The sequence below is a fragment of the Baekduia sp. Peel2402 genome (genome assembly GCF_052567285.1).
In genome coordinates, this window is record NZ_CP199582.1 from 4856633 (window position 1) to 4875735 (window position 19103).

General features: G+C 73.8%; 19 protein-coding genes. 13 read left to right on the top strand and 6 right to left on the bottom strand.

Going from position 1 to position 19103, the window contains the following annotated elements; all coding sequences use genetic code 11:
• Positions 1-118: 118 nt before the first annotated feature.
• Together ACT01A_RS23730 and ACT01A_RS23735 are read left to right on the top strand one after the other, a co-directional pair.
• Entirely contained in the window at positions 119-337 is a 219-nt protein-coding gene (locus ACT01A_RS23730; protein ID WP_445149579.1) for a DUF6458 family protein, read from the top strand.
• Complete coding sequence (locus ACT01A_RS23735) at positions 334-738, top strand: response regulator transcription factor (protein WP_445149580.1); 405 nt, start codon at positions 334-336, stop codon at positions 736-738. Before ACT01A_RS23730 ends, ACT01A_RS23735 begins: the two co-directional genes overlap by 4 nt.
• Before the next feature lie 18 nt (positions 739-756).
• Here the strand turns inward: ACT01A_RS23735 and ACT01A_RS23740 are convergent, their stop codons facing one another.
• Positions 757-1497, bottom strand: a complete 741-nt coding sequence (locus ACT01A_RS23740) for a hypothetical protein (protein WP_445149581.1) — start codon at positions 1495-1497, stop codon at positions 757-759.
• Between the two features lie 103 nt (positions 1498-1600).
• Here ACT01A_RS23740 and ACT01A_RS23745 point away from each other — a divergent pair, with 103 nt between their 5' ends.
• Positions 1601-2254, top strand: coding sequence for a class I SAM-dependent methyltransferase (locus ACT01A_RS23745; RefSeq protein WP_445149582.1), 654 nt, complete (start codon positions 1601-1603; stop codon positions 2252-2254).
• Here the strand turns inward: ACT01A_RS23745 and ACT01A_RS23750 are convergent.
• On the bottom strand, positions 2233-2925 hold the full coding sequence (locus ACT01A_RS23750; protein WP_445149583.1) for a helix-turn-helix domain-containing protein: 693 nt from the start codon (positions 2923-2925) through the stop codon (positions 2233-2235). The two genes, ACT01A_RS23745 and ACT01A_RS23750, sit on opposite strands and share 22 nt — an antisense overlap.
• Before the next feature lie 121 nt (positions 2926-3046).
• Between ACT01A_RS23750 and ACT01A_RS23755 the strand changes: the two genes are divergently transcribed.
• Positions 3047-4552, top strand: coding sequence for a hypothetical protein (locus tag ACT01A_RS23755; protein ID WP_445149584.1), 1506 nt, complete (start codon positions 3047-3049; stop codon positions 4550-4552).
• Positions 4549-4893: a hypothetical protein gene (locus tag ACT01A_RS23760; protein WP_445149585.1), complete on the top strand. Its 345-nt coding sequence runs from the start codon at positions 4549-4551 to the stop codon at positions 4891-4893. The genes ACT01A_RS23755 and ACT01A_RS23760 overlap by 4 nt, the downstream gene beginning before the upstream one ends.
• 12 nt (positions 4894-4905) lie before the next feature.
• Here the strand turns inward: ACT01A_RS23760 and ACT01A_RS23765 are convergent, their stop codons facing one another.
• Positions 4906-6060 (bottom strand): BTAD domain-containing putative transcriptional regulator, encoded by a 1155-nt coding sequence (locus ACT01A_RS23765; RefSeq protein ID WP_445149586.1) that lies wholly within the window; start codon positions 6058-6060, stop codon positions 4906-4908.
• Between the two features lie 398 nt (positions 6061-6458).
• Between ACT01A_RS23765 and ACT01A_RS23770 the strand changes: the two genes are divergently transcribed.
• The 8 genes from ACT01A_RS23770 to ACT01A_RS23805 are packed head-to-tail and all read left to right on the top strand — an operon-like array spanning position 6459 to position 15691.
• The gene (locus ACT01A_RS23770; protein ID WP_445149587.1) at positions 6459-6959 is read left to right on the top strand and encodes a sigma-70 family RNA polymerase sigma factor; all 501 of its coding nucleotides are present in this window, start codon (positions 6459-6461) and stop codon (positions 6957-6959) included.
• Positions 6956-10150, top strand: coding sequence for an Agd3-related carbohydrate-binding protein (locus tag ACT01A_RS23775; RefSeq protein ID WP_445149588.1), 3195 nt, complete (start codon positions 6956-6958; stop codon positions 10148-10150). Before ACT01A_RS23770 ends, ACT01A_RS23775 begins: the two co-directional genes overlap by 4 nt.
• Positions 10147-10551, top strand: a complete 405-nt coding sequence (locus ACT01A_RS23780) for a hypothetical protein (RefSeq protein ID WP_445149589.1) — start codon at positions 10147-10149, stop codon at positions 10549-10551. The genes ACT01A_RS23775 and ACT01A_RS23780 overlap by 4 nt, the downstream gene beginning before the upstream one ends.
• Positions 10551-12131, top strand: a complete 1581-nt coding sequence (locus ACT01A_RS23785; RefSeq protein WP_445149590.1) for a DUF3492 domain-containing protein — start codon at positions 10551-10553, stop codon at positions 12129-12131. Before ACT01A_RS23780 ends, ACT01A_RS23785 begins: the two co-directional genes overlap by 1 nt.
• The gene (locus ACT01A_RS23790; RefSeq protein WP_445149591.1) at positions 12128-13447 is read left to right on the top strand and encodes a hypothetical protein; all 1320 of its coding nucleotides are present in this window, start codon (positions 12128-12130) and stop codon (positions 13445-13447) included. The genes ACT01A_RS23785 and ACT01A_RS23790 overlap by 4 nt, the downstream gene beginning before the upstream one ends.
• Positions 13444-14232, top strand: a complete 789-nt coding sequence (locus ACT01A_RS23795; RefSeq protein ID WP_445149592.1) for a spherulation-specific family 4 protein — start codon at positions 13444-13446, stop codon at positions 14230-14232. Before ACT01A_RS23790 ends, ACT01A_RS23795 begins: the two co-directional genes overlap by 4 nt.
• Before the next feature lie 14 nt (positions 14233-14246).
• Positions 14247-14714 carry a hypothetical protein gene (locus ACT01A_RS23800; RefSeq protein WP_445149593.1) on the top strand — a complete coding sequence of 156 codons (468 nt, stop codon included), beginning with the start codon at positions 14247-14249 and terminating at the stop codon, positions 14712-14714.
• Positions 14715-14743: 29 nt separating this feature from the next.
• Positions 14744-15691 carry a hypothetical protein gene (locus tag ACT01A_RS23805; protein WP_445149594.1) on the top strand — a complete coding sequence of 316 codons (948 nt, stop codon included), beginning with the start codon at positions 14744-14746 and terminating at the stop codon, positions 15689-15691.
• On the opposite strand, the gene ACT01A_RS23810 is transcribed toward ACT01A_RS23805, so the two are convergent.
• The 3 genes from ACT01A_RS23810 to ACT01A_RS23820 are packed head-to-tail and all read right to left on the bottom strand — an operon-like array spanning position 15685 to position 19015.
• On the bottom strand, positions 15685-16935 hold the full coding sequence (locus tag ACT01A_RS23810; protein ID WP_445149595.1) for an endo alpha-1,4 polygalactosaminidase: 1251 nt from the start codon (positions 16933-16935) through the stop codon (positions 15685-15687). The genes ACT01A_RS23805 and ACT01A_RS23810 overlap by 7 nt on opposite strands.
• Positions 16932-17459 carry a hypothetical protein gene (locus ACT01A_RS23815; RefSeq protein WP_445149596.1) on the bottom strand — a complete coding sequence of 176 codons (528 nt, stop codon included), beginning with the start codon at positions 17457-17459 and terminating at the stop codon, positions 16932-16934. Before ACT01A_RS23815 ends, ACT01A_RS23810 begins: the two co-directional genes overlap by 4 nt.
• Entirely contained in the window at positions 17444-19015 is a 1572-nt protein-coding gene (locus tag ACT01A_RS23820) for a PKD domain-containing protein (RefSeq protein ID WP_445149597.1), read from the bottom strand. Before ACT01A_RS23820 ends, ACT01A_RS23815 begins: the two co-directional genes overlap by 16 nt.
• Positions 19016-19103 lie beyond the last annotated feature (88 nt).

Below are 19103 nucleotides of genomic sequence, written 5' to 3' on the forward strand. Positions count from 1 at the left end.
AAGGTCAGGTCCTATCTCGCAAGAGTGCTCGTACGTCCAGGACGCGCCTGTCGGCATGCCCCCATGGGTACATCCGCCGCCAGCACTTCTTGTCGTTCATCTCGGATCGAGGCAACCCATGGGCATTGGCACATCCATCTTTCTCATCGCGTTCGGAGCGATCCTGCGCTTCGCCGTCTCGGTGCACGCCTCCGGGTTCAGCATCCACACCATTGGCGTGATCCTCATGGTCGTCGGCGTCGTTGGCTTGTTGATCAGCCTGCTGTGGATGACCATCTGGGCCGATCGCGCCGCCGGCCGGCGCACCGTCGTCACCCGCGAGCGCGACGTCTATTGATCGAAGCGCGCATTCGTCGACGGACGGCGGCCGCCTCTATGAGCGCGTCATGCGTGCGGGTGGTGATTGTTGACGACTATCTGCCATTGCGGCAGCTCCTGCGGGAGGTCCTCGTCGCTCGCGGCTGCTCGATCGTCGGCGAGGCGAGCGACGGTGACGAGGCGATCGAGGTGGTGCTCTCGACGGTCCCGGACATCGTCGTCATGGACGCGCACATGCCGCGCGTCGGTGGCGTCGAGGCCACGCGGGCGATTCGCGACCGCAACGCCGACATCGAAGTCGTGATCTTCACCGCCTCCGACAGCCCGTTGCTGACCCGTGAGGCATACGAGGCGGGTGCCACCCACGTGTTCCCTAAGACGACCCTCGGCTCGCTCGTCGACCACGTCGCCGCCTCATAGTCCAGCGCGGACTCGCCGTCACTCGCCGGAGGGCTTGCCGGCCACCGCGTCGCTGAGCCGATCGAGGATCGGGTCCCAGCGGGCGTCGAAGGCCGTCGCGCGTTCGGCGGCCCGCGCGCGGCGTTGCGGGGAGTAGCGCCAGGTCGCCCAGCGGGAGGTCGGGCGAGCCAGGCGCAGCGCGCCGGCCCAGGCCAGGGGCGGTAGGAAGATCCCGAACAGCGCGAAGCGGAACTTGCCCTTCAGCACGCAGATGGTGACGAGCGCCAGGGTCACCGCGCCGGCGGCGAGCGCGCCGATGCGCACACCCAGCTCGGCACTGCCCATGTCGTTGACGCCGAAGGGCGCGGCGCCGACGAGCGTGAAGCCCAGGCAGCCGAAGGCGAGGCTGACCATCTCCACCGAGACGCGGCCCTCGTCGGTCCAGTACACGTCCTGAAGGCGCAGGATCAGCGCGAACTCGTCGAGGACCAGCGACGTGCCGGTGCCGACCGCGATCGCCGCGATCGCCGCGGCCGCGCTCCCAGAGGACGAGCCGACCGCGACGAAGGCGCCGGAGATCAGCAGGACGATCCCGGGAACCGCGTGGTGGACGTGCGTCCCGCCCGCGGAGATGTTGTCGTGGAACGGGCCGCGGCCGGCGCGGATCGCCCGGGTGATGCCGCGCGTGGTCAGGAAGGTGATGACGAACGCGGCGAAGCACAGCAGCAGCGAGAGCTTGCCGGGGTCGATGATGTCGCGCTGCCACCAGTCCTGGACCATGCGCGCAACCTACGGGTCTAGGCGCAGATGTGGCCAAGCGGGTGCGGCTCTGGGGAGCGGTTCGTTCAAGACGGCAGGCGCGCGGTCGGCGAACCTTGCCGGCATGACCGAGCGAGCATTCACCCCCGCCCTTGGCCGCGTCGCGCCGGTGCGGTTTTACGACGCCGTCGCTGCGCTGGTGCGGGAGCGGTTGTGGCGGGCGCTGGTGGTTGGGTATGTCGCGCCCGCGCCGGGCGGCACGGTCGTCGACGTGGGCTGCGGGACCGGCTCGCTGGCGCTGCTGCTGGCGCGGGTGCAGCCGCAGGCGCGGATCGTCGGCGTCGATCCGGATCCCGACGTCCTGGCCGTGGCGCGGCGCAAGGCCGCCGACGCGGGCGTCGCGCTCGACTGGCGGGTGGGCATGGGCGACGCGCTGGAGGAGATCGTCGGTGCTGGGTCGGCCGACGTGGTCGTCTCCAGCCTGGTGCTGCACCAGTGTCCGATGGCGATGAAGCGAGCCGTGCTGGCGGCGATGCACGCGGTGCTGGCGCCGGAAGGGCGGCTGGTGATCGCCGACTACGGGTGGCAGCGGACGCGGGCGATGCGCCTGGCCTTCCGCATCGTGCAGCTCGCCGACGGGCGCGACAACACGCAGCCCAACGCGGACGGCGTGCTGCCCGGGCTGATCTCGGAGGCGGGGTTCTGCGACGTGCGAGAGGTCGAGGTCGTGCCGACGATCACCGGCTCGATCTCGGTCTACGTCGCGCGGCGTGGCTGACCGCGCAGTGCTGGCAGTGCGACGGTCGGTGTCAACCCCATCATCTCGCGCATCCAGCGGGTCAGGTGCGCCTGGTCGGCGAACCCGCCGGTGATGGCGGCGTCGGCGATCGAGCGGCCGTCGCGCAGCGCTTCGGCCGCCACGCGCAACCGCACCCAGGCGCGCCAGCGCAGCAGCGGCATGCCGACCTGCGCGCGGGCCAGGGCGCGCAGGCGTTGGGGCGACAGGCCGACGCGGGCGGCGACGTCCGGCATCGTCGCCCCGGGCGCCGACACCGCGTCCATCGCCGTCACGATGCGGGGATCGAGCGCGCGCGACGGCCCCGCCGGTCGGAGCTCGGCCTCGGTCAGGTCGCGCAGTTCGGGCGCAGCGGTGACGCCGTCGCCATGGCGCTCGCGCAGCCGGTCGGCGAACGCGCAGTGCGGGTCGATGAAGAACGTCAACAGGTCCGTGCCTTCGAGCATCCGGTGGCGCGCCATCGGCGCGACTACGAGCGCCGTGTCGCGGTGGCATGTCCCGGAGGCGTCGACGACGGCGACCGCGCCGTGGACGGCGATGGCCACCTGGAACGCGGCGTGGCGATGGGCGGCGACGTCGATCGCCGGGCCGCGGTAGGCCGCGTAGCCCTCGCCGACGGCGAAGGCCGGCACGAGGGCATCGGCGGCGAGCATGCCGAGGACGGTACTTGGCTCATACCTAGGTACCAAACGAGTTTGAGGTTGCGCAAAGCCGTCATCGGTGACGCTGAACGTAAGGCAACGCAGAGCAACCGACATCCAGGAGAGGATGGCCATGCCCGACATCACCACCGCCGTGCAGCAGACGAGCTCGACCGCGGAGGCTGCCGTGGGGGCGGCGACCGCTGCGGCCGACGCGGCGGCACCCGCGCCGGTGACGGAGGTGGCGAGCGCCCCGGCGCCAAAGGTCGCCGAGGTCACCGCGACCGTGGACCACGCGGTCTCCGGCGCGACGGCGGGCACGCAGGAGGTCGCGAAGGCGGCGGCGCAGCCGGTGGCCGAGGCGGTGGCGCACACGCCCGCGGCGGTCAGCACGCCCACGCCATCGGCGGCACACGTCGCCGACAGTGCGACGCAGGCCGTGAAAGGCACGACGGAGGCGGTGAGTGGCGCGGCGGACAGCGCGACGCAGGCCGTGGGTGGTGCGAAGGAGGCCGTGGGTGGCGCGACGCAGGTTGTAAGTGGGGCGACGGATGGTGCGACGCAGGCGGTGGGCGGTGCGAAGCAGGCCGTGGGTGGCGCGACGCAGGTGGTGAGTGGCGCGGCGGACGGTGCGACGCAGGCCGTGGCGCCGACGGTCGGTGGGGCGAAGCAGGCGGTGAGCGAAGCGGCGGACAGCGCGACGCAGACGGTGACGTCAGTAGCCCATGCGCCGACGGCGGTTGGCGGGGCTGCGCCGTCGGCGGCGTCGGTCGTCGACGGTGCGACGCAGGCCGCTGCGCCGGTCGTCGGTGGCGCGACGCAGGCGGTCGGCAGGGTGGCGGACGGTGCGACGCAGGCCGTCGCGCCGGTGACCAGCGGGGCGGCGGAAGGTGCGACGCAGGCCGTCGCTTCGGTCGCGCACGCGCCGGCGGGTGCGGTTGAGGTCACGACGCGGGCGGTAGGTCCGGTCGTTGGCGAAATGCCGGGTGCGGATGCGATCGCGCTGCCGTCGGGCGGCGGCAGCGGCGCTCCGGCCGAGACGGTTGCGCATGTCCTGGCTCCGCCGCCGGCTCCCGGCGGTGGGCTGACCGCGGCCGTCGCGCCGGATCCGATGACGGTTGCCGTCTCCCAAGGGGCCGTGCCCACGCCGAGCGGTGCCGGCCATGCGGCGGGCGCCGCGGCGGTTGCGGCCGATCCGCGGCTGATCGCGGTCGCGGGCGTGAGCGCGTTGGCGGGGACGGCGTACGTCGCGGTTCGCGGCGCCGGGAGCGCGGCCGGTGGCGATCCGGGCGTGATCCTCAACAACGTGCGGTTGATCCCGTGCCTGGTCCGGCAGAGCGCAGGGGTCGTCGGCGCGAGCGCGAAGGCGGGCGTCGGCGTCGTGGACGCGAGCGTCATAAGGGTCGCGGGGACGGTCCGGCATGGCTTCGCGGGCCACGTCGTCGCGCCGCTTCGCGAGGGCTTCGGCAGCGCGACGGGCCTGGCCGGGGGAGAGCGACGCGGCGCCGGCGGTCGGGGTGGCGGCGTCGGGGACATGCTCCTCGTCCAGATCGGCCTCGCCATCGGCCTGCTCTACGCGGCGGCGTTGTCGGCCTGGCTGCTCGCCGGCTCCATGCGCCGCGGCGGAACGCGGGCATGAAGCGCCTGCTGACCATCGTCGTCGCGGCGCTCGCCGGGGCGGCGGGCATGGCGGTCGCCGCGCCCCGGGACGGGGCCGGGGCGCCCGCCGCGTCCGCGAAGCCCACGGTCCTCCACGTCGGCGATCGCGTGACGGTCGACGGCCAGCCGCTCGGCTGTCGCGTCGCCCGCCAGGGCGGCCACGTCGTCATGGACTGCCGCCGCGGAGGATCGCTCGCGGGCACATACGGAACGCTGCTCACCGCCCGGCGCGCGCGGGTGGTCCGGTTCCGTGACAACACGCTCGCCAAGGTCGTCTTCACCGCCGAGCACGGCGGCGGCGCGCGTACCTGCGACCCGTGAGCCGCGGCCGCGCTAGACGAGCTGCGACAGCGAGAAGTCCAGCCGCTCGTCGAACGTGGCGAGCATCCGCCGCCGCAGCGTCTCGTAGCGGCGCAGCGTCTCGCTGCGCCGACCGCGGCGCAGCAGCAGCGCGAACAGCTCGCGGTGGATGTCGATGTCGAACGGCTCGAGCTCGGTCAGCCGCACCAGCGTCGACGTGGCGCCGACCAGGTCGTCCCCGCGCGTCTCGATCTCCGCCAGCGTCCGCAGCGCGCCGGAGGCGAGGTCGTGGAGCCGATCGCGCTCGGCCAGCGCCCACTCCGCGTACGGCTCATCGGCGAGAAAATCTCCGCGGTACATGACGACGGCTTCGCGGAGCAGGTCGCGTGCGCGCGCGTCGTCCTCGCCCGCCAAGGCGCTGCCCTCGGAGACGAGCTGCTCGAAGACGTCCGCGTCGATCCACACGCGCGTCCCATCCAGCGCGTAGCCGCCCCGCGTCGAGATCACGAACGACGACGGCGGGTCGATCGCGCCGCCCGGCTCGAGCTGGTCGCGCAGCTCGTGGACGAAGTAGCGCACCCCGCGCGTGTCCGGCGAGGACTCGCGCGGCCACAGCCAGCCGATGATCTCGTCGGAGAAGACGCTGCGATGGCGCTCGGCGATCAGCAGCTTGAGGATGTGGCCCGCGCGGTTGTTGACCCAGCGGCCGTCGAGCGCCTCGTCGCCGTTCATCACGCAGGTGCGCCCGAGGACGAAGACCCGCAGCTGGGGCTGGCCAGTCCACACCGACGAGCCCGGGCGCTCCCGGGCCAGGTGGGTCGTCGCGCGCCGCAGCTCGGTGGCGACCAGCCCGCTGCCAGACGGCAGCGCCGTCACGGTCGCCGAGGCGACGTCGAACGCGGCCCCGGCCGGCAGGTCGACGCGCAGCGGCGGAAGCGGCGCGTCCTGGGCGCGGGCGAGCTTGTGGACGCAGAGCTCCTCGAGCCGCGTGCCCGGCGAATGACAGCCGAGGATGCCGCAGCCGAGCGGCGATCCCGTGCGCAGGTCCACCGCGGCGCCGAGCATCTGAGTCGCGGCGGGGTTGGCCGCGACGACGCGGCCGTCAGCGTCCTGCACGACGACCGCTGAGGGCGAGCACGCCAAGATCTCGGCGGCAAGCTGCGCGTCGCTGGAGGTGCTGCGATCCATCTGTTCATGTCGCTGACCTGGCACCCGTTCTCCACTCATTATGACGCTGGATGGATGGCTACCCAGGCAGAGACACACCACGATCACGACTTTTGCGCCATCTATGACCCTCACAGGAATCCTCAACGGGAAACTGGCCTTTTGGCGGGGTCCCCAACGATCTTTTAACAGTGATCCAAGGGTCGATCGGGCACCCGGTCCCTAAGGTCGCCAATCGAGTGTTCATGCCGGTTCAGGGACCGGCGACTGTGGTCTGAAGACCGAACGGATTCGGGGGGATGAGAATGTTGACGTCGTGCCGCACGCGGCCATCGCGTGCTGCTGCTGGACGCCGGGCCGGCGACGAGTGGCGCACGCGCCGTGTCGTAGGCGCCGCGCGCGCCGGGGACCGGGAGGCCATGGGCGAGCTGTACGTGTTGCACGCGCCCGCGGTGCACGCGCACGTGCTGCGCGTCGTCAAGGACGTCGATGACGCCGACGACCTCACCCAGCACGTCTTCGCTCGGCTGCTCACGAGCCTGGACCGCTACCGACCGGGCGAGGCGCCGTTCATCGTCTGGGTGCTGCGCGTCGCGCACAACGCCGCGATCGACCACGTTCGCAGAGCCCGCGCGCTGCCGCTCGAGGACGAGGAGCGCGTGCGCACGCGCGACGACGACGCCGCCGCGGAGCTGCGCAGCGCCCTGCACGCGGCGTTGGTCCTGCTGCCGCAAGGCCAGCGAGACGTCTTGCTGCTCACGCACCTCGTCGGCCTGACGCCGCCTGAGATCGCCGACGAGCTCGGCTGCAGCGTCCGCGCCGTCCACGGCCTGCACTACCGCGGGCGCGCCGCCCTGCGCGCCACGCTGACCGACGTCGGCCACGCGCCCGCCGTCACACGATTGGCGGTGTCGGCATGATCGCCCGCCGAGTCTTGATCGCCGCTGCGGCGCTGGCCGGCCTCGCCGTCCCGACGGCGGCGGTCCTGGCCGCCGCGCCGAACAGCCCCGCGCCGACCCAGCGGCTGGACGCCAAGGTGCTCCTGCTCTCCGCCGACGGCACCGAGCCCGGCTTCGCTGCCTGGAAGGCCGAGCTCACGCGCGAGGGCGTCCCGTTCGAGGCCGTCGTCGCCTACACGGGAGCGACGAAGACCGCCACGCTGACCGACGCGAAGCTGGCCGACTACGGCGTCCAGCACGCCAAGTACGACGCGGTGATCCTCGCGTCGGGCGACCTCGGCCATCAGGTCTCCAACCCCGGCGGGACGACCTCCTACCTATCAGCGCTGACCGATCCGGAGTGGGCAGCGCTGGCGAAGTTCGAGCAGACCTTCGGCGTCCGCCAGCTGAGCGACTACACCGCGCCGAGCCCCGCGCACGGCCTCGTCGCCTCCGGCGGCGCCAGCCAGGACGGCAAGACCGGCACGCTGACCGCGGCCGGAAAGGCCGCGTTCCCCTACCTCAAGGGCCCGTTACCTATTCCGGACGACGACCCGGACCTCGCCTCCAGCGAGGCGTTCGGCTACACGGGAACGCCCGTCGACCCGTCCACCTGGCAGTCGCTCGTCGACGCGCCCGGTGGCGGCTCCTACCTCGGCATCTACACGCACCCGAGCGACGGGCGCGAGGAGATGGTGATGACGGTGGCCGGCAACGAGAACCAGAGCCACGTCCAGCTGCTGCGCCACGGCATGCTCAACTGGGTCACGCGCGGCGTCTTCCTCGGCTTCCAACGCCATTACCTCGAACTGCAGATCGACGACCTCTTCCTCGGCGACGACGCCTGGGATCCCACGACCCACACGACCAACTACGACCCGGCCGCCGCCAGCCGCATGACCGCGAGCGACGTCGCCCGCGCGGTGCAGTGGTCCAGCGACCGCGGCGTGCGCCTGGACTTCGCCTTCAACGGCGGCGGCAGCGCGCTGTGGCAGGACCAGACTGGCGCCTCCAGCGACCCGCTGGTCACCGCCATCCAGGCCAACAAGGGCGCGTTCGGGTTCATCAACCACACCTACGAGCACCCCAACCTGGATTGCTCCTCGGCCGCCTTCATCGCCAAGCAGATCAACGACAACAAGGTCTGGGCGGCCGCGCACGGCCTGACGATCGACCCGACCGAGCTCGTCACCGGCGAGCACTCCGGGCTGGCCAACTCACGCCCGGGCAACCCCGGGACGATCGACCCGCCGTCGATCGACGACGTCGAGCCGACGACCGGGACGACGACGCCCGGGCCCACGCCCGGCGTGCCGACCGGGACCTATGACTACGCCCTCAGCGCCCGCTCGTCGGCGGGCGAGTCGACCGCGTCGACGTTCACCGGCGTCGCGGTCGGGGCGGCCGGCACGACCGGCAACACCGTCGACGTGTCGTTCAACGCGGTCTGCCACGCGATCAGCTACCAGCTCTACCGCCGCACGGCGAGCACCGGGGCCTGGAGCCTCATCGGCACGCTCGCGCGGCCCGGCACGGCCGCCACCGACGACGGGACCGACCCGGTGGTGTTGACGATCACCGACGACCAGGCCACCGGGACCGCCGGCACGCCGCCGGCGGCCAACGGCGCGGCGCTCGCTCCGTACCCGCAGAACCCCAACTACCTGACCGGCGTGACGGGTGCCGGCGTCCGCTTCATCGCCACCGACGCGTCCAAGACCTACCCGCAGGACCCGGCCAACGTCGCCGGGCCGCAGTGGGGCCTGGCCGCCACGTTCACGGAGGGCACGCCGCCCGCGAGCTTCCGCGCCGTTCCGCGTTATCCGAGCAACGTGTACTACAACGTCTCGCGCCAGGGCCAGCAGCTCGACGAGTACAACTGGATCTACGTGCTGCCCGCCAACGGCGGCGGCTGCGTCCCGATCGAGGGCGTCACGACCTGCCGGACCACGCTTGCGACGTGGGACGAGTACGTGCGCAGCGAGAACACCATCATGTTCCGCCACTTGATGGGCAACGATCCGCGGCCGCACTACATGCACCAGAGCAACCTGGCCGACTACATCCCGTCGTTGCCGGAGACCGACCCGGGGCAGGGCGGCGTCCTCTACCCGGTCGTCGACGGGCTGCTGGGCCGCTATGACGCGGCGATCAACCGCGCCAAGGCCCCGCTCGTGCAGCTGACCAGCGCGCAGGTCGCCGACACGCTCGCCCGCCAGGAGACGTGGGCGGCGCACTTGGCCGCCGGTGACGTCACGGCCTGGCTGCAGGACGGGCAGCTGCACGTCAAGAACGCGTCGAGCGGGGCGGTCGAGGTGCCGCTCACCGGCACGACCGCCGGCGACCTCTACGCCGGTCAGCGCTCGGGGTGGAAGACGATCGCGGCGGGTGCCGAGGTGGTCCTCGCGCCCGACGAGCCGGCCAACACGGCTGCGCCCGTCCTCGACGGGACGCCGCGCGCGGGCGAGAAGCTGACCGCGAGCACCGGCCGCTGGACCGGCACGGCGCCGATCACCTACACCTACCAGTGGCAGCGCTGCGACGCCGCAGGCGACGCCTGCCGGAACGTGGCGGGCGCCACCGGGTCCTCCTATGACGTCGGCGCCGTGGACGTCGGCGCGCGGCTGCGCGTCGTCGTCTCGGCCGGCAACTGGATCGCCTCGGTCAGCCAGGCGCCCTCGGCGGGCACCGCCACGGTCGCCAAGGCACCGGAGGACGCCAAGGCGAAGGACGACGGCGGCGGCAGTGGCGCAGGTGGCGGCGGCCGCCCCGTCTCCGGCCAAGGCCAGGACGGCAAGAAGCCCTCGTCGTCCGCCGTCGCGCTGACGCTGACCAAGGTCACGATGAGCCCCCGGCGCTTCGCGCTCGCTCACCGCGTCCGGCCGCGCGGCACGCGCCTGGACGGCTCGCGTGTGTCGTGGCGCCTGAACAAGGCGGCGACGGTGAAGCTCGTCGTCCAGCGCCAGGTCGGTGCCAAGGGCCACAAGCGCTGGATCACGGTCGGCACGATCCGCCGCGCGGCAGCCAAGGGCAACGGTGTCCTGCGGTTCACCGGGCGCTTCAAGGGCAAGCCGCTGGCCCCGCGCGCCTACCGGCTGACGCTCACCGCGACCGCCGGACGCCAGAAGGCCGGTCCGAAGCGCGTTGCCTTCCGGGTGGTGGTGGGCCGATGAGCGGCGAGGTCGTCAACCGCCGGCCCGACGACGGGTCCGACGAGCCGCGCCGGCGGTTCCGCCGCCGCTCCGATCAGGCACAGGCGCAGGAGGCGCCCGGCGACATGGGCGACGCCTACGCCGAGCTCCTGCTCCTGCGCGAGGAGAACGCCCGGCTCAAGGCGGCCCAGCACCAGCGCGCCGACGTCAGCCGGCTGATCGGGCGCGCGCGGTCGCTGACCAACGCCGAGCTCGACCACGACAGCCTCAGCGACGACGCCGAGCAACTGCTGGTCGAAGGCCTGTTGATCCGCGAGGCGCTCATGGAGATCTGCCAGGAGATCGAACGCTCGATGGTGGCCTTCGAAGGCAAGTTGAATGCCTTGGCCGAGCTCGGGCCCGACCGGCGCAGGGCCGGCTGATGTCGACCACCTGGCCGACGCAGGCCGAGCTGCGCGAAGAGCTGCGGTCCGCCGAGGCGCGCGACCTGCGGCCGTCGGTGGACGGCGGGACGATCGCCGCGCCTGCCGTACGACGTCGGATCCTGCTGGTCACGGAGGGGACCTACCCCTATGTGATGGGCGGCGTCAGCTCGTGGTGCGACCTGTTGGTCAACAGCCTCACGGAGTTCGACTGGCAGGTCATGCCGATCGTCGCCCCGCAGGGCCGGCCGCCGACGTTCGCGCTGCCGTCCCACGCCACCGAGATCGGGCCCGTGGAGGTCTGGTCGGAGGAGATCCCCAAGACCGACCACGGCGCGCGCGGCGACCGCCGTTCCGGCGAGCTGCTCCCGGCGATGCTCGTGCGCAACCTGATCGGCTGGGAGGGCAGCACCGACGCGGTCGTCGCCGCCTGGGTGTGGTGCCGCCGGCATCCCGGCAGCGTCCGGCGGGCGTTCCGCTCAGCGCGCGGCTGGGAGGCGTTCTTGGAGGCCTTGGGCGAGGTGCTCGACGAGCGGATCCCGGAGGCCGGGACGCCGCCGGCGCTCGACCTCGTCGAGGCGGCCACGCTCTACCAGACGCTCTATTGGATCGCGCGGACCGCCGCGGCGCCGACGCCGCCGTCCGACGTCCTGCACGTGACCGCCGCGGGCTGGGCGGCGATCCCCGCGGTCGTGCACAAGGCCCTGCACGGGACGCCGATGGTCTTGACCGAGCACGGCGTCTACGTGCGCGAGGCCTACCTGGCGGCCGCGCGCAACGGCGACTCGCCGGGCAGCCGCTTCGCGGCCACGCGGCTGGCGCGCGGGCTGGCGCGAACGGCCTACGCCAACGCCGACGTCGTCTCGCCGGTCACCGACGCCAACGCCTACTGGGAGCTCGGCCTCGGGTTGGACCCCAACAAGATCCTCGTGCTCTACAACGGGCTGCGGCCGCCGGCCGAGCCGTCGCCGGCGCCCGGCACGCAGACGGTCGTCTCGGTTGGGCGGATCGACCCGCTCAAGGACATGCACACGATGCTGCGCGTCGCCGCCCGGACGCTCACCCACCTGCCGTCCGCCCGGTTCCTGCACTACGGGCCGGTCCCGCGCGGGGAGGAGGCCTACCACCGATCCTGCCTGGAGCTGCACGCGCGCCTCGGGCTGGGCGAGCGCTTCACGTTCATGGGGCCGACCGCGGACCCGACCGGCGTGGTGCGCGACTGCGACGTGGTGCTCATGACGAGCATCTCCGAGGGGCTGCCGATGGCGATCCTCGAGGCCATGGGCCAGGCGCGGCCGGTGGTCTCGACCGGCGTCGGCGGCGTCCCGGAGGTCGTGCGCGGGTGCGGGATGGTGTGCGCGCCGGGCGACGACTACGCGCTGTCGGCCGCCGTCGCGATGTTGTTGCGCAACCCGGAGCTGGCCCAGCGGCTGGGGCGCCGCGGCCACGGTCGGCTCGGGCGGCTGTTCAACGAGGACGCCTGCATCGACGGCTACCGCGAGCTGCTCGGCGTCCTGGCCGGCGAGCCGGACGCGCACGCGGTCGAGCACGTGGTCGCGGCCGTGGGGGCGCGCGCGTGACCGGCGCTCCGATGGAGCTCGCCGACGCGCGGATGCTCGTCGAGGCGCGCCTGGGTCGCCCGCCGCAGGACATGCTTGAAGGTGCGGTCGTGCTCGAGGCCTGGGCTGGGGTATCGGCCGAGGCGGCGCTCGCCGCGGCGAGCGCCACGATGCCCGTGGAGCCGGCTCTCCCTCAGCCCAGTGCGGGCCGGCTCCCGCGGCATCGTGATCACGAGGGTCTGCTGGCCGACGGCGCGGCGTTCCTGCTCGCGGTCGTGGCGATCGCCTGCTGGGCGGCGCCGCTGGCCACGGCGGTGGGGCTGACCGCGGTCGAGCGTGCGCTGGCGCTGGCGCTGCCTTTGACGCTCGCGCTTCAGCGCGCGCTGGGCAGCCGCTTCCTGGACCGGCCGCAGGGCATCGCCGAGCTCGCGCGGCACCGGCGCCTGATCGTGATCGGGACGGCGGTCGTCCTGCTGCTCCCGGCGCTGGTGCTCGGCAGCGCAGGGCTGCTCGCCGGGCTGCTCACGGTGACGTGGACCGGCGGGACCGTACTGATCCGCCGGCGCTGGCCGGCGGTGTACCTCGTGGTGATCCTGGCCGCGACGGCGGCGATGCTCGCAGGCGCCCCGGCCGAGCTGGTCGTCGCGCTGGCGGCCGCGGCGACGCTGGCGGCGGTCGCGCTGGCTCTGCGCGGCACGGCCCAGGTCGCGCGCCGATCGCTGGGACGCGCCGAGCCGGTCGCGCTCGCCGGCGCGATCGGGGTCGGGCTGGGCATGATGTTGGTGTTGGACCGGACGGTGAGCTGGACCGAGGGCTCGGTGCCGGCGCTGGCGCTCGTGCCGTCAACGTTCGCCGCGCTGCTGGCGGGCCACCACCTGCGCCATCTGGAGATGGCGATCCCGACGGCGCTGTCGGGTGTCGCGGCGGGCGGGACGCGGCCGCGCGGCCTCGGGCGCGGACCGCTTCAGGTGCTGTTCGGCGCGCTTGGCGTGTTGTTGGTGCTCAGCGCGGCGCTGTCGGCGCCGCTGCTGTGGTTCTCGCCGTGGCTGGGGCAGAGCGCGCGCGGCGCCGGCGTCCTGGTGGGCTTCGCGGTCATCGCGCTGGCGAGCATGCTCGTCGGGCTGCTCGAGACGCTGGGCCGCGGGCGCTGGGCGCTGGGCGCGGTCACGGCCGGCGTGGTCGCCGAGGCGATCGTCGCCGTCGGCGACCTGCGGCCGTTCTCGGGCACCGGCCTGGTCGCCGGAGGCGCGGTCGTGGCGTTGCTCGTGCTCCCGGCGGTCGTCGCGCTGCTGAGCCGGCCGGCGAGGACCTTGGCGACCGCGCTGTGGATTCCGTGAGGGCGCTCCTGGCCGCGCTTCCCGCGCCCGCGCTGATCGCGGTCGGCGGAGCGTGCATCGGTCTGACGATCGGCGCGGTGGTCCTGCTCGCCCAGGGCGGCGTCGATCGCGGGCCGGCGTGCCGCGAGGCGCTGATCCCCGCCTACATGCCTCCGGATGAGCTGACGCAGCTGGCGCGCGCGGCGCACCGGCCGCAGATGGTCATCGTCAACCCCGACAGCGGCCCGGGCGCGCAGCGCAGCCACACCTACATCTCGGCGGTGCACCTGCTGCAGGCCGCCGGGGTGCGGGTCCTCGGCTACGTCCCGACGGGCTACGGATGGCGACCGACGCAGGCCGTGATCGCCGACGTCGACCGCTACCGGGACTGGTACCGGTTGGACGGGATCTTCTTCGACGAGGCCGCGTCCGGCGCGGAGCTGCTCCCGCACTACCGCGCGTTGGCCCAGGCCGCCCGCAGCGACGGGCCGCAGCTGGTCGTGCTGAACCCCGGCGTCCCGCCGGCGCCTGGCTACTTCGACCTGGCCGACGTGATCGTGACCTTCGAGGGCGACTACCCGGCCTACGTGGCGGCGATGCGGGAGACGCCGGAGTGGCTGCGGCGCCAGCGCCGCGACCACATAGCGCATTTGGTGTACGGGGCAACCCGCGCACAGGCGCTGAGCGCACTGTCGGACTCAGCGGCAGGCTACCTGTACGCGACGTCGGGCGTGCTGCCCAACCCGTGGCGCACGCTGCCGCCGTACCTGGACGAGGAAGTGGGGGCGCTGGGGACATGCGGTTGAGGGTTTTTGTTGTGATGGTGATGGCCTTCGTGGTGATCGTGCCGGCCGCGCACGCGGCGACGGGGGTCGAGGAGCGGTCGGCGCCGATCACCGTGCTGCTGGTCGGCATCGGGGCGGTGGTGGGCGTGGTCGTCGGGCTGGTCCCGGCGCTGGTGGTGGCGATCCTGCTCGGCTACCTGCCGCCGCCGCGCCTGGCGGGACGGCGCGGGGGCGTGCTCGTCGAGCCGGCGCGGGCGGAGTTGCCCTCCGCCGTGCGCGCGCCGCTGCCCAGCGCGGTCGCGCGGGCAGCGCCGCCCACACCGCCCACGCCGGCGCCGCCGGCACCGCAGCCCCCGTCGACCCCGGCGCTCGGGGTCCTCGCGCAGGCGCGCCACCAGTCGGTCTACGACGCCGCTTACGCCGAGCAGGCCGAGCGCGTCGACGCGCTGCGGGCGGCGATCGGCGGGCGACTGCGCAAAGAGCCCTCGCCACCCGGCGAGTGACGTCTTCCAGGAACGATCGAAGGAGCACCATGATGTCGTCGTCCTCGTCTCACCCTGCGCGCGTTGCCGCGCTCGTGCTCGCCGCGCTGGCCGTGGCGGGCGCCGGCGCGGGCGCCGCCGCGGCCCAGGCCCCGTTGCCGCCCGGGCCGCCGCCCGGCAACGGCGGTGACCTGCCCGCGGCCCCTGGCACCGCGCCGGCTGGCGTCCCGCCGGGGACGCCGAGCGCGATCCCTGCCGCCACGTCCGGTCCGGGCCTGCTCGGCGGCGCGCCGGTGGCGCTCAACCGCACGCGGCGCACGTTCTCGGTCCCGCTGGCCTGCCAGGCCAACGGGTCGGTCCGCGCGACGGCCAAGGTGGTGTCCAAGGCGCCGATCGCCAAGGCCGGCTACCGCTGCGCGGCCAACCGCGCGACCGCGAGGTTGAGCGTCTCGGCGAAGACCGCCAAGCAGCTCGCCCGCCGCAAGAAGGTCGCGGTGACGCTCACGGTCCGGCAGTCCGGGCGGGCGTCGAAGTTGTACATCATGGTGTTGGCCGGGCAGAAGGCGCCGGCCGCGAAAGGCTTCTGGACCGACGGCCACTTGCAGTGCGACGCCGGCGGCGGGCAGGCCTACCTCGTCGAGCCGGACTTCACGACGGTCTCGCCAACGCCGATCTCCACCCGCGGGTGGGTCGCCTGGCACACGCCGTCCGGCGGCTGGCACTGGCTCGGTGTCAACGGCGAGAACGCGGGGCGCTGGGACACGTGGTCGGCGACCGTCAGCGGCATCGCGCAGTTCCATTCGGGCGGTGCGGCGACGCCCGTGCCGTGGACGCAGGGCCCGATCGCCGTGCCGGCCGGCCAGGGGATCGTCACGGTCGGCGTCTACGAGATCGTCTACTGGGTCGGCGGCCGGCCGGACTACCAGTGGCAGTACGTCAACGCGGGGACGACGGGCGCGGCGGCGGCCGGAGGCGGCACCATGTTCTGCACCTACTGACAGGTCTGGCGCCAGGCGTTCAGGTCCAAGCGCTTGCGGATCGCCGAGTAGCCGGCCGCGCGCGCCGAGGCGCAGAACGCCTCGGGCGCGAGCTCGTACTCGGCGATCAGCACCGCCTTGCCCGCGCGCGCGAAGGGCGCCAGGAGCTGGCACTCGTCGTACTGGTAGCACTGCTCGTCCAACGCCCAGTCGAAGTCGCCCTCGAGCGCCGCGGCCTGGTCGAGGTCGTTCTTGAGGCCGGCCGAGAGGCCGCGCGCGTGCGCCGCGGCGGCCAGGAAGCGGTTGAACGCGAGCTGGTCGGCGGCGCTGAGCGGGAAGCCGCTGGTGTTGGCGTAGGCGTCGACGTTGTCGGGCTCGACGCCGTCAAAGCCCTTGTCGCGGCAGAGGTCGAGGCGGCGCTCGATGATCGGCGCGAGGAGGTCGAGGCGGCGGATGTCCAGCCACCGCTCGCCGGGCCAGCCCTCGACCTCCGCGCCCAGGACAGACGCGGGGTAGTCGGCGGAGTCGGGTCGTCCGGGCTCGTAGGTCCCGGCATCGAGGTAGCAGACGACGTGGCGGCCGGCGCGGTGCAGGGCATCAACGGTCGCCGCGGAGGTGTCGAAGAGGTCGACGTCGTAGAGCGCGGCGTCGACGGTCAGGTCCAGCGTCCCTGTGAGCTGCCACTGCCACGAGATGCCGGGCGCCGGGCGCCAGATCGGCGCTGAGGTCGCTGTCGGCGTTGACGGCGCAGCGGGCGTGGTCGAGGAGGCGGGAGCGGGCGCGAGCACGAGGCGGTCGACGCGGACGGTTCGCCGGCAGCCAGCACCGCGGTGGGGGTTGAGCAGACGCACGGCGATTGCGTGCGAGCCGGTGGCGAGCGTCGCGGCGGCCGACAGGGACGTGTAGCGACGGGCGCTCTTCACGGCGCGGGTGAGCGCGCGCGTCCCGTCGATGGTCAGCGCGATCCGCGGCGCGCCGGCGCACGCGCTGCCGCGGACGACGAGCGTCGTCCGCGCGGGTGCCGTGACGCGCGCGCGACCGCGGGCGGTGCCCGTGCCGGTGAGCAGGAGCGCGCGCCGGCCGGTCGCCGCCGCGTCGCGCACGACGCGACCGCTGGCGGCGCTGACGCGCAGGCGCTCGCCTTCGAGCACGAGGTTCGCGCGCGCGTGCGCGCGAGGCGCAACGCCGTTGATCGTCGCCGCCGCCAGCGTCGCCGCGGTCAGCGTCGCGAGCACGAGCAGCGCGGCCGCTGCGCCGCGGCTCATCCCGAGTCGTCGAACGTGCCGGTCGGCGCCGGGTCGGGCTCGGGCTTCTGCTTGGCCGGGGCGGGATCGGGGCGCTGCGCGGGCGCGGGGGCGGGGGCCCGGGCGGTGGTCTTCGGGGCGTTGGTGCGCGGGGTGGTGGTGGGCGTGGCGGTCCGCGACGTCGTGACGACGGGCTCGACGGGGTTCGTCGCCGCGGCGGTCGTGGTCGTCGGCGCCACCGCCGCCACGCGGTGCGTGCGCGTCACGGCGGCGCGCTTGTGCTTGCGCTTGGGCGCATGGCGAACGTGGCTCTTGCGGGGCTGCGCGAGGTGCGGCGCAATGACCGCCGTCGCGGTCGGCATCCCTCCGGGCCCGCGCTCGACCACGGCCGCCGCCCGCGGCTCGTCGCGCGCCTGTGCCGCCGCGGCGGGGTCGGCGTCGCCGCTGGCCAGCCGCGCGGTCCCCAGCGCGCCGGCGAGCCCGCCGGCCAGCGCGCCCGTCACGGCCAGCGCGGTGAGCAGCCGCTCGGTCACGTCGTCGGGCACGGCGTCGGGGTCGTGTGAGCGGGCTGCAGGCAGGAATCCGTGCGCGCCGGGCTCGCGTCGCGCCGGACCGTGAAGCTCGTGTACTTGCCGATCCGGCCGGGCGCGGTCACGAACACCTCGACGATCGTCCCGACGGCCAGCCGCCGCTGTTCGAGCGACCGCACGCGGATCGGCGCGCGCGCCGCCTTCACGCGGACGTCGGCGCGCTTGGCGGCGCAGCTGCCCTTGCGGCAGCGGACGCGGACCGCAGCGCCGGACGGCGCCTGGACCTTGAGCAGGCTGATGCGGATCGCGCCGCGGGCGAACGTTCCGCGGATCCGCACCACGGGGAACGGCGCGAGCATCGCGGGGCGGGAGACGACCGGGGGCGCCGCGCCCGTCGCCGGTCCCGGCACCGCGGTCGCCGCCACTGGGCCCACGGTGGTGGCCGGCGGCAGCACGGTGGGCACGGGCAGGACGGGAGACGTCACGTCGATCGTGCGGAAGGCGACGGTCGCGACGCCGCGATCGTCGGTCGCGCGGACGGCGATGCGGTGCGGTCCGGAGACGTCGAACCGCCACGTCGCGGTCGGCCCGGCGGCGTCGTCGAACAGGCCGTCGTCGTCGAGGTCCCACTCGATCCGGGTCACGACGCCGTCGGCATCCAGCGCGGTCGCGGTGAAGAGGACGGTCGTGCCGGTCACCGGCTGCAACGGCTCGTTGGTGAACTGCACCACCGGCGGCCGGTCGTCAGCAAGCACCGTGACCGTGCCGCGGGCGATCGCCGTGCCACCGTGGCCGTCGTTGACCTGGACGGCGACCTTGTAGCGCCCCGCCGTCTCGTAGTTCATCGTCTGGGTCTCGCCGGCGCCGTCGTCGAACTGGCCGTCGCCGTCCAGGTCCCAGGCGTAGCTGAGCGCGTCGCCGTTAGGGTCGGTCGAGCGGCTGGCGTCCAGCAGGACGGGCGCGTCGATCGCCGCCGGGCTGGAGAGGATGTTCAGGATCGCCTGCGGCGGTCCGTTGACGACGACCGACTGCGAGACGCTGCTGAAGCCCGCGGCGTTGGTGACCGTCAGGCCTACCGACGAGACCCCGACCGGCAGCGCCTGTGGCGGTGGCGTCTGGCCCGAGTAGGTGCCGGTGGGCAGCGACCAGGTCCAGCCCGTCGGCTCGCCCGTCGAGGTGTCGGCGAGCTGCACGCTGCCGTCAGACAGCGGGGCGGAGGTGAACGCCGCGGACGGCGCGGCGTAGACGTGGAACGTCGCCTGCCCGCGCGCGGCGTCGAGGGCCAGCGGATCGTCGTCGGTGGCGTCGACCGTCGCGGTGTAGTCGCCCGCCGCGGGGAACGCGACGAGCACCGGGTTGTCGGTCGCGCCGGCGATCGCCGTGCCCGACGCGTCGGTGATCGTCCACGCCCAATGCGTGCCGGTGCTGGCGCCCAGCTGCATCGTCAGCGACCCTTGCTGCTGGACCGAGACCTCTGGCACCGCCGGCGTCGCCTGCGCGGATCCGGCCGCGAGGAGGGCGAACGCCATCGCCACGCCGCCGAGCCTGGCGGCGAGTCTGGTCCTGAGCAACGTGAACATCCTTGGGCGGCGGGTCGACATCGTGTCCTTGCATCAGGGGGAACGGATGACGAGGGCCGTCGTTCACGCGGCCGGCGCA

Coding starts and splice junctions, on each gene's coding strand:
- ACT01A_RS23730 (WP_445149579.1), top strand. CDS start 119: ATGGGCATTGGCACATCCATCTTTCTCATCGCGTTCGGAGCGATCCTG.
- ACT01A_RS23740 (WP_445149581.1), bottom strand. CDS start 1,497: ATGGTCCAGGACTGGTGGCAGCGCGACATCATCGACCCCGGCAAGCTC.
- ACT01A_RS23745 (WP_445149582.1), top strand. CDS start 1,601: ATGACCGAGCGAGCATTCACCCCCGCCCTTGGCCGCGTCGCGCCGGTG.
- ACT01A_RS23750 (WP_445149583.1), bottom strand. CDS start 2,925: ATGCTCGCCGCCGATGCCCTCGTGCCGGCCTTCGCCGTCGGCGAGGGC.
- ACT01A_RS23755 (WP_445149584.1), top strand. CDS start 3,047: ATGCCCGACATCACCACCGCCGTGCAGCAGACGAGCTCGACCGCGGAG.
- ACT01A_RS23760 (WP_445149585.1), top strand. CDS start 4,549: ATGAAGCGCCTGCTGACCATCGTCGTCGCGGCGCTCGCCGGGGCGGCG.
- ACT01A_RS23765 (WP_445149586.1), bottom strand. CDS start 6,060: ATGGATCGCAGCACCTCCAGCGACGCGCAGCTTGCCGCCGAGATCTTG.
- ACT01A_RS23770 (WP_445149587.1), top strand. CDS start 6,459: ATGGGCGAGCTGTACGTGTTGCACGCGCCCGCGGTGCACGCGCACGTG.
- ACT01A_RS23775 (WP_445149588.1), top strand. CDS start 6,956: ATGATCGCCCGCCGAGTCTTGATCGCCGCTGCGGCGCTGGCCGGCCTC.
- ACT01A_RS23780 (WP_445149589.1), top strand. CDS start 10,147: ATGAGCGGCGAGGTCGTCAACCGCCGGCCCGACGACGGGTCCGACGAG.
- ACT01A_RS23785 (WP_445149590.1), top strand. CDS start 10,551: ATGTCGACCACCTGGCCGACGCAGGCCGAGCTGCGCGAAGAGCTGCGG.
- ACT01A_RS23800 (WP_445149593.1), top strand. CDS start 14,247: ATGGTGATGGCCTTCGTGGTGATCGTGCCGGCCGCGCACGCGGCGACG.
- ACT01A_RS23805 (WP_445149594.1), top strand. CDS start 14,744: ATGATGTCGTCGTCCTCGTCTCACCCTGCGCGCGTTGCCGCGCTCGTG.
- ACT01A_RS23810 (WP_445149595.1), bottom strand. CDS start 16,935: ATGAGCCGCGGCGCAGCGGCCGCGCTGCTCGTGCTCGCGACGCTGACC.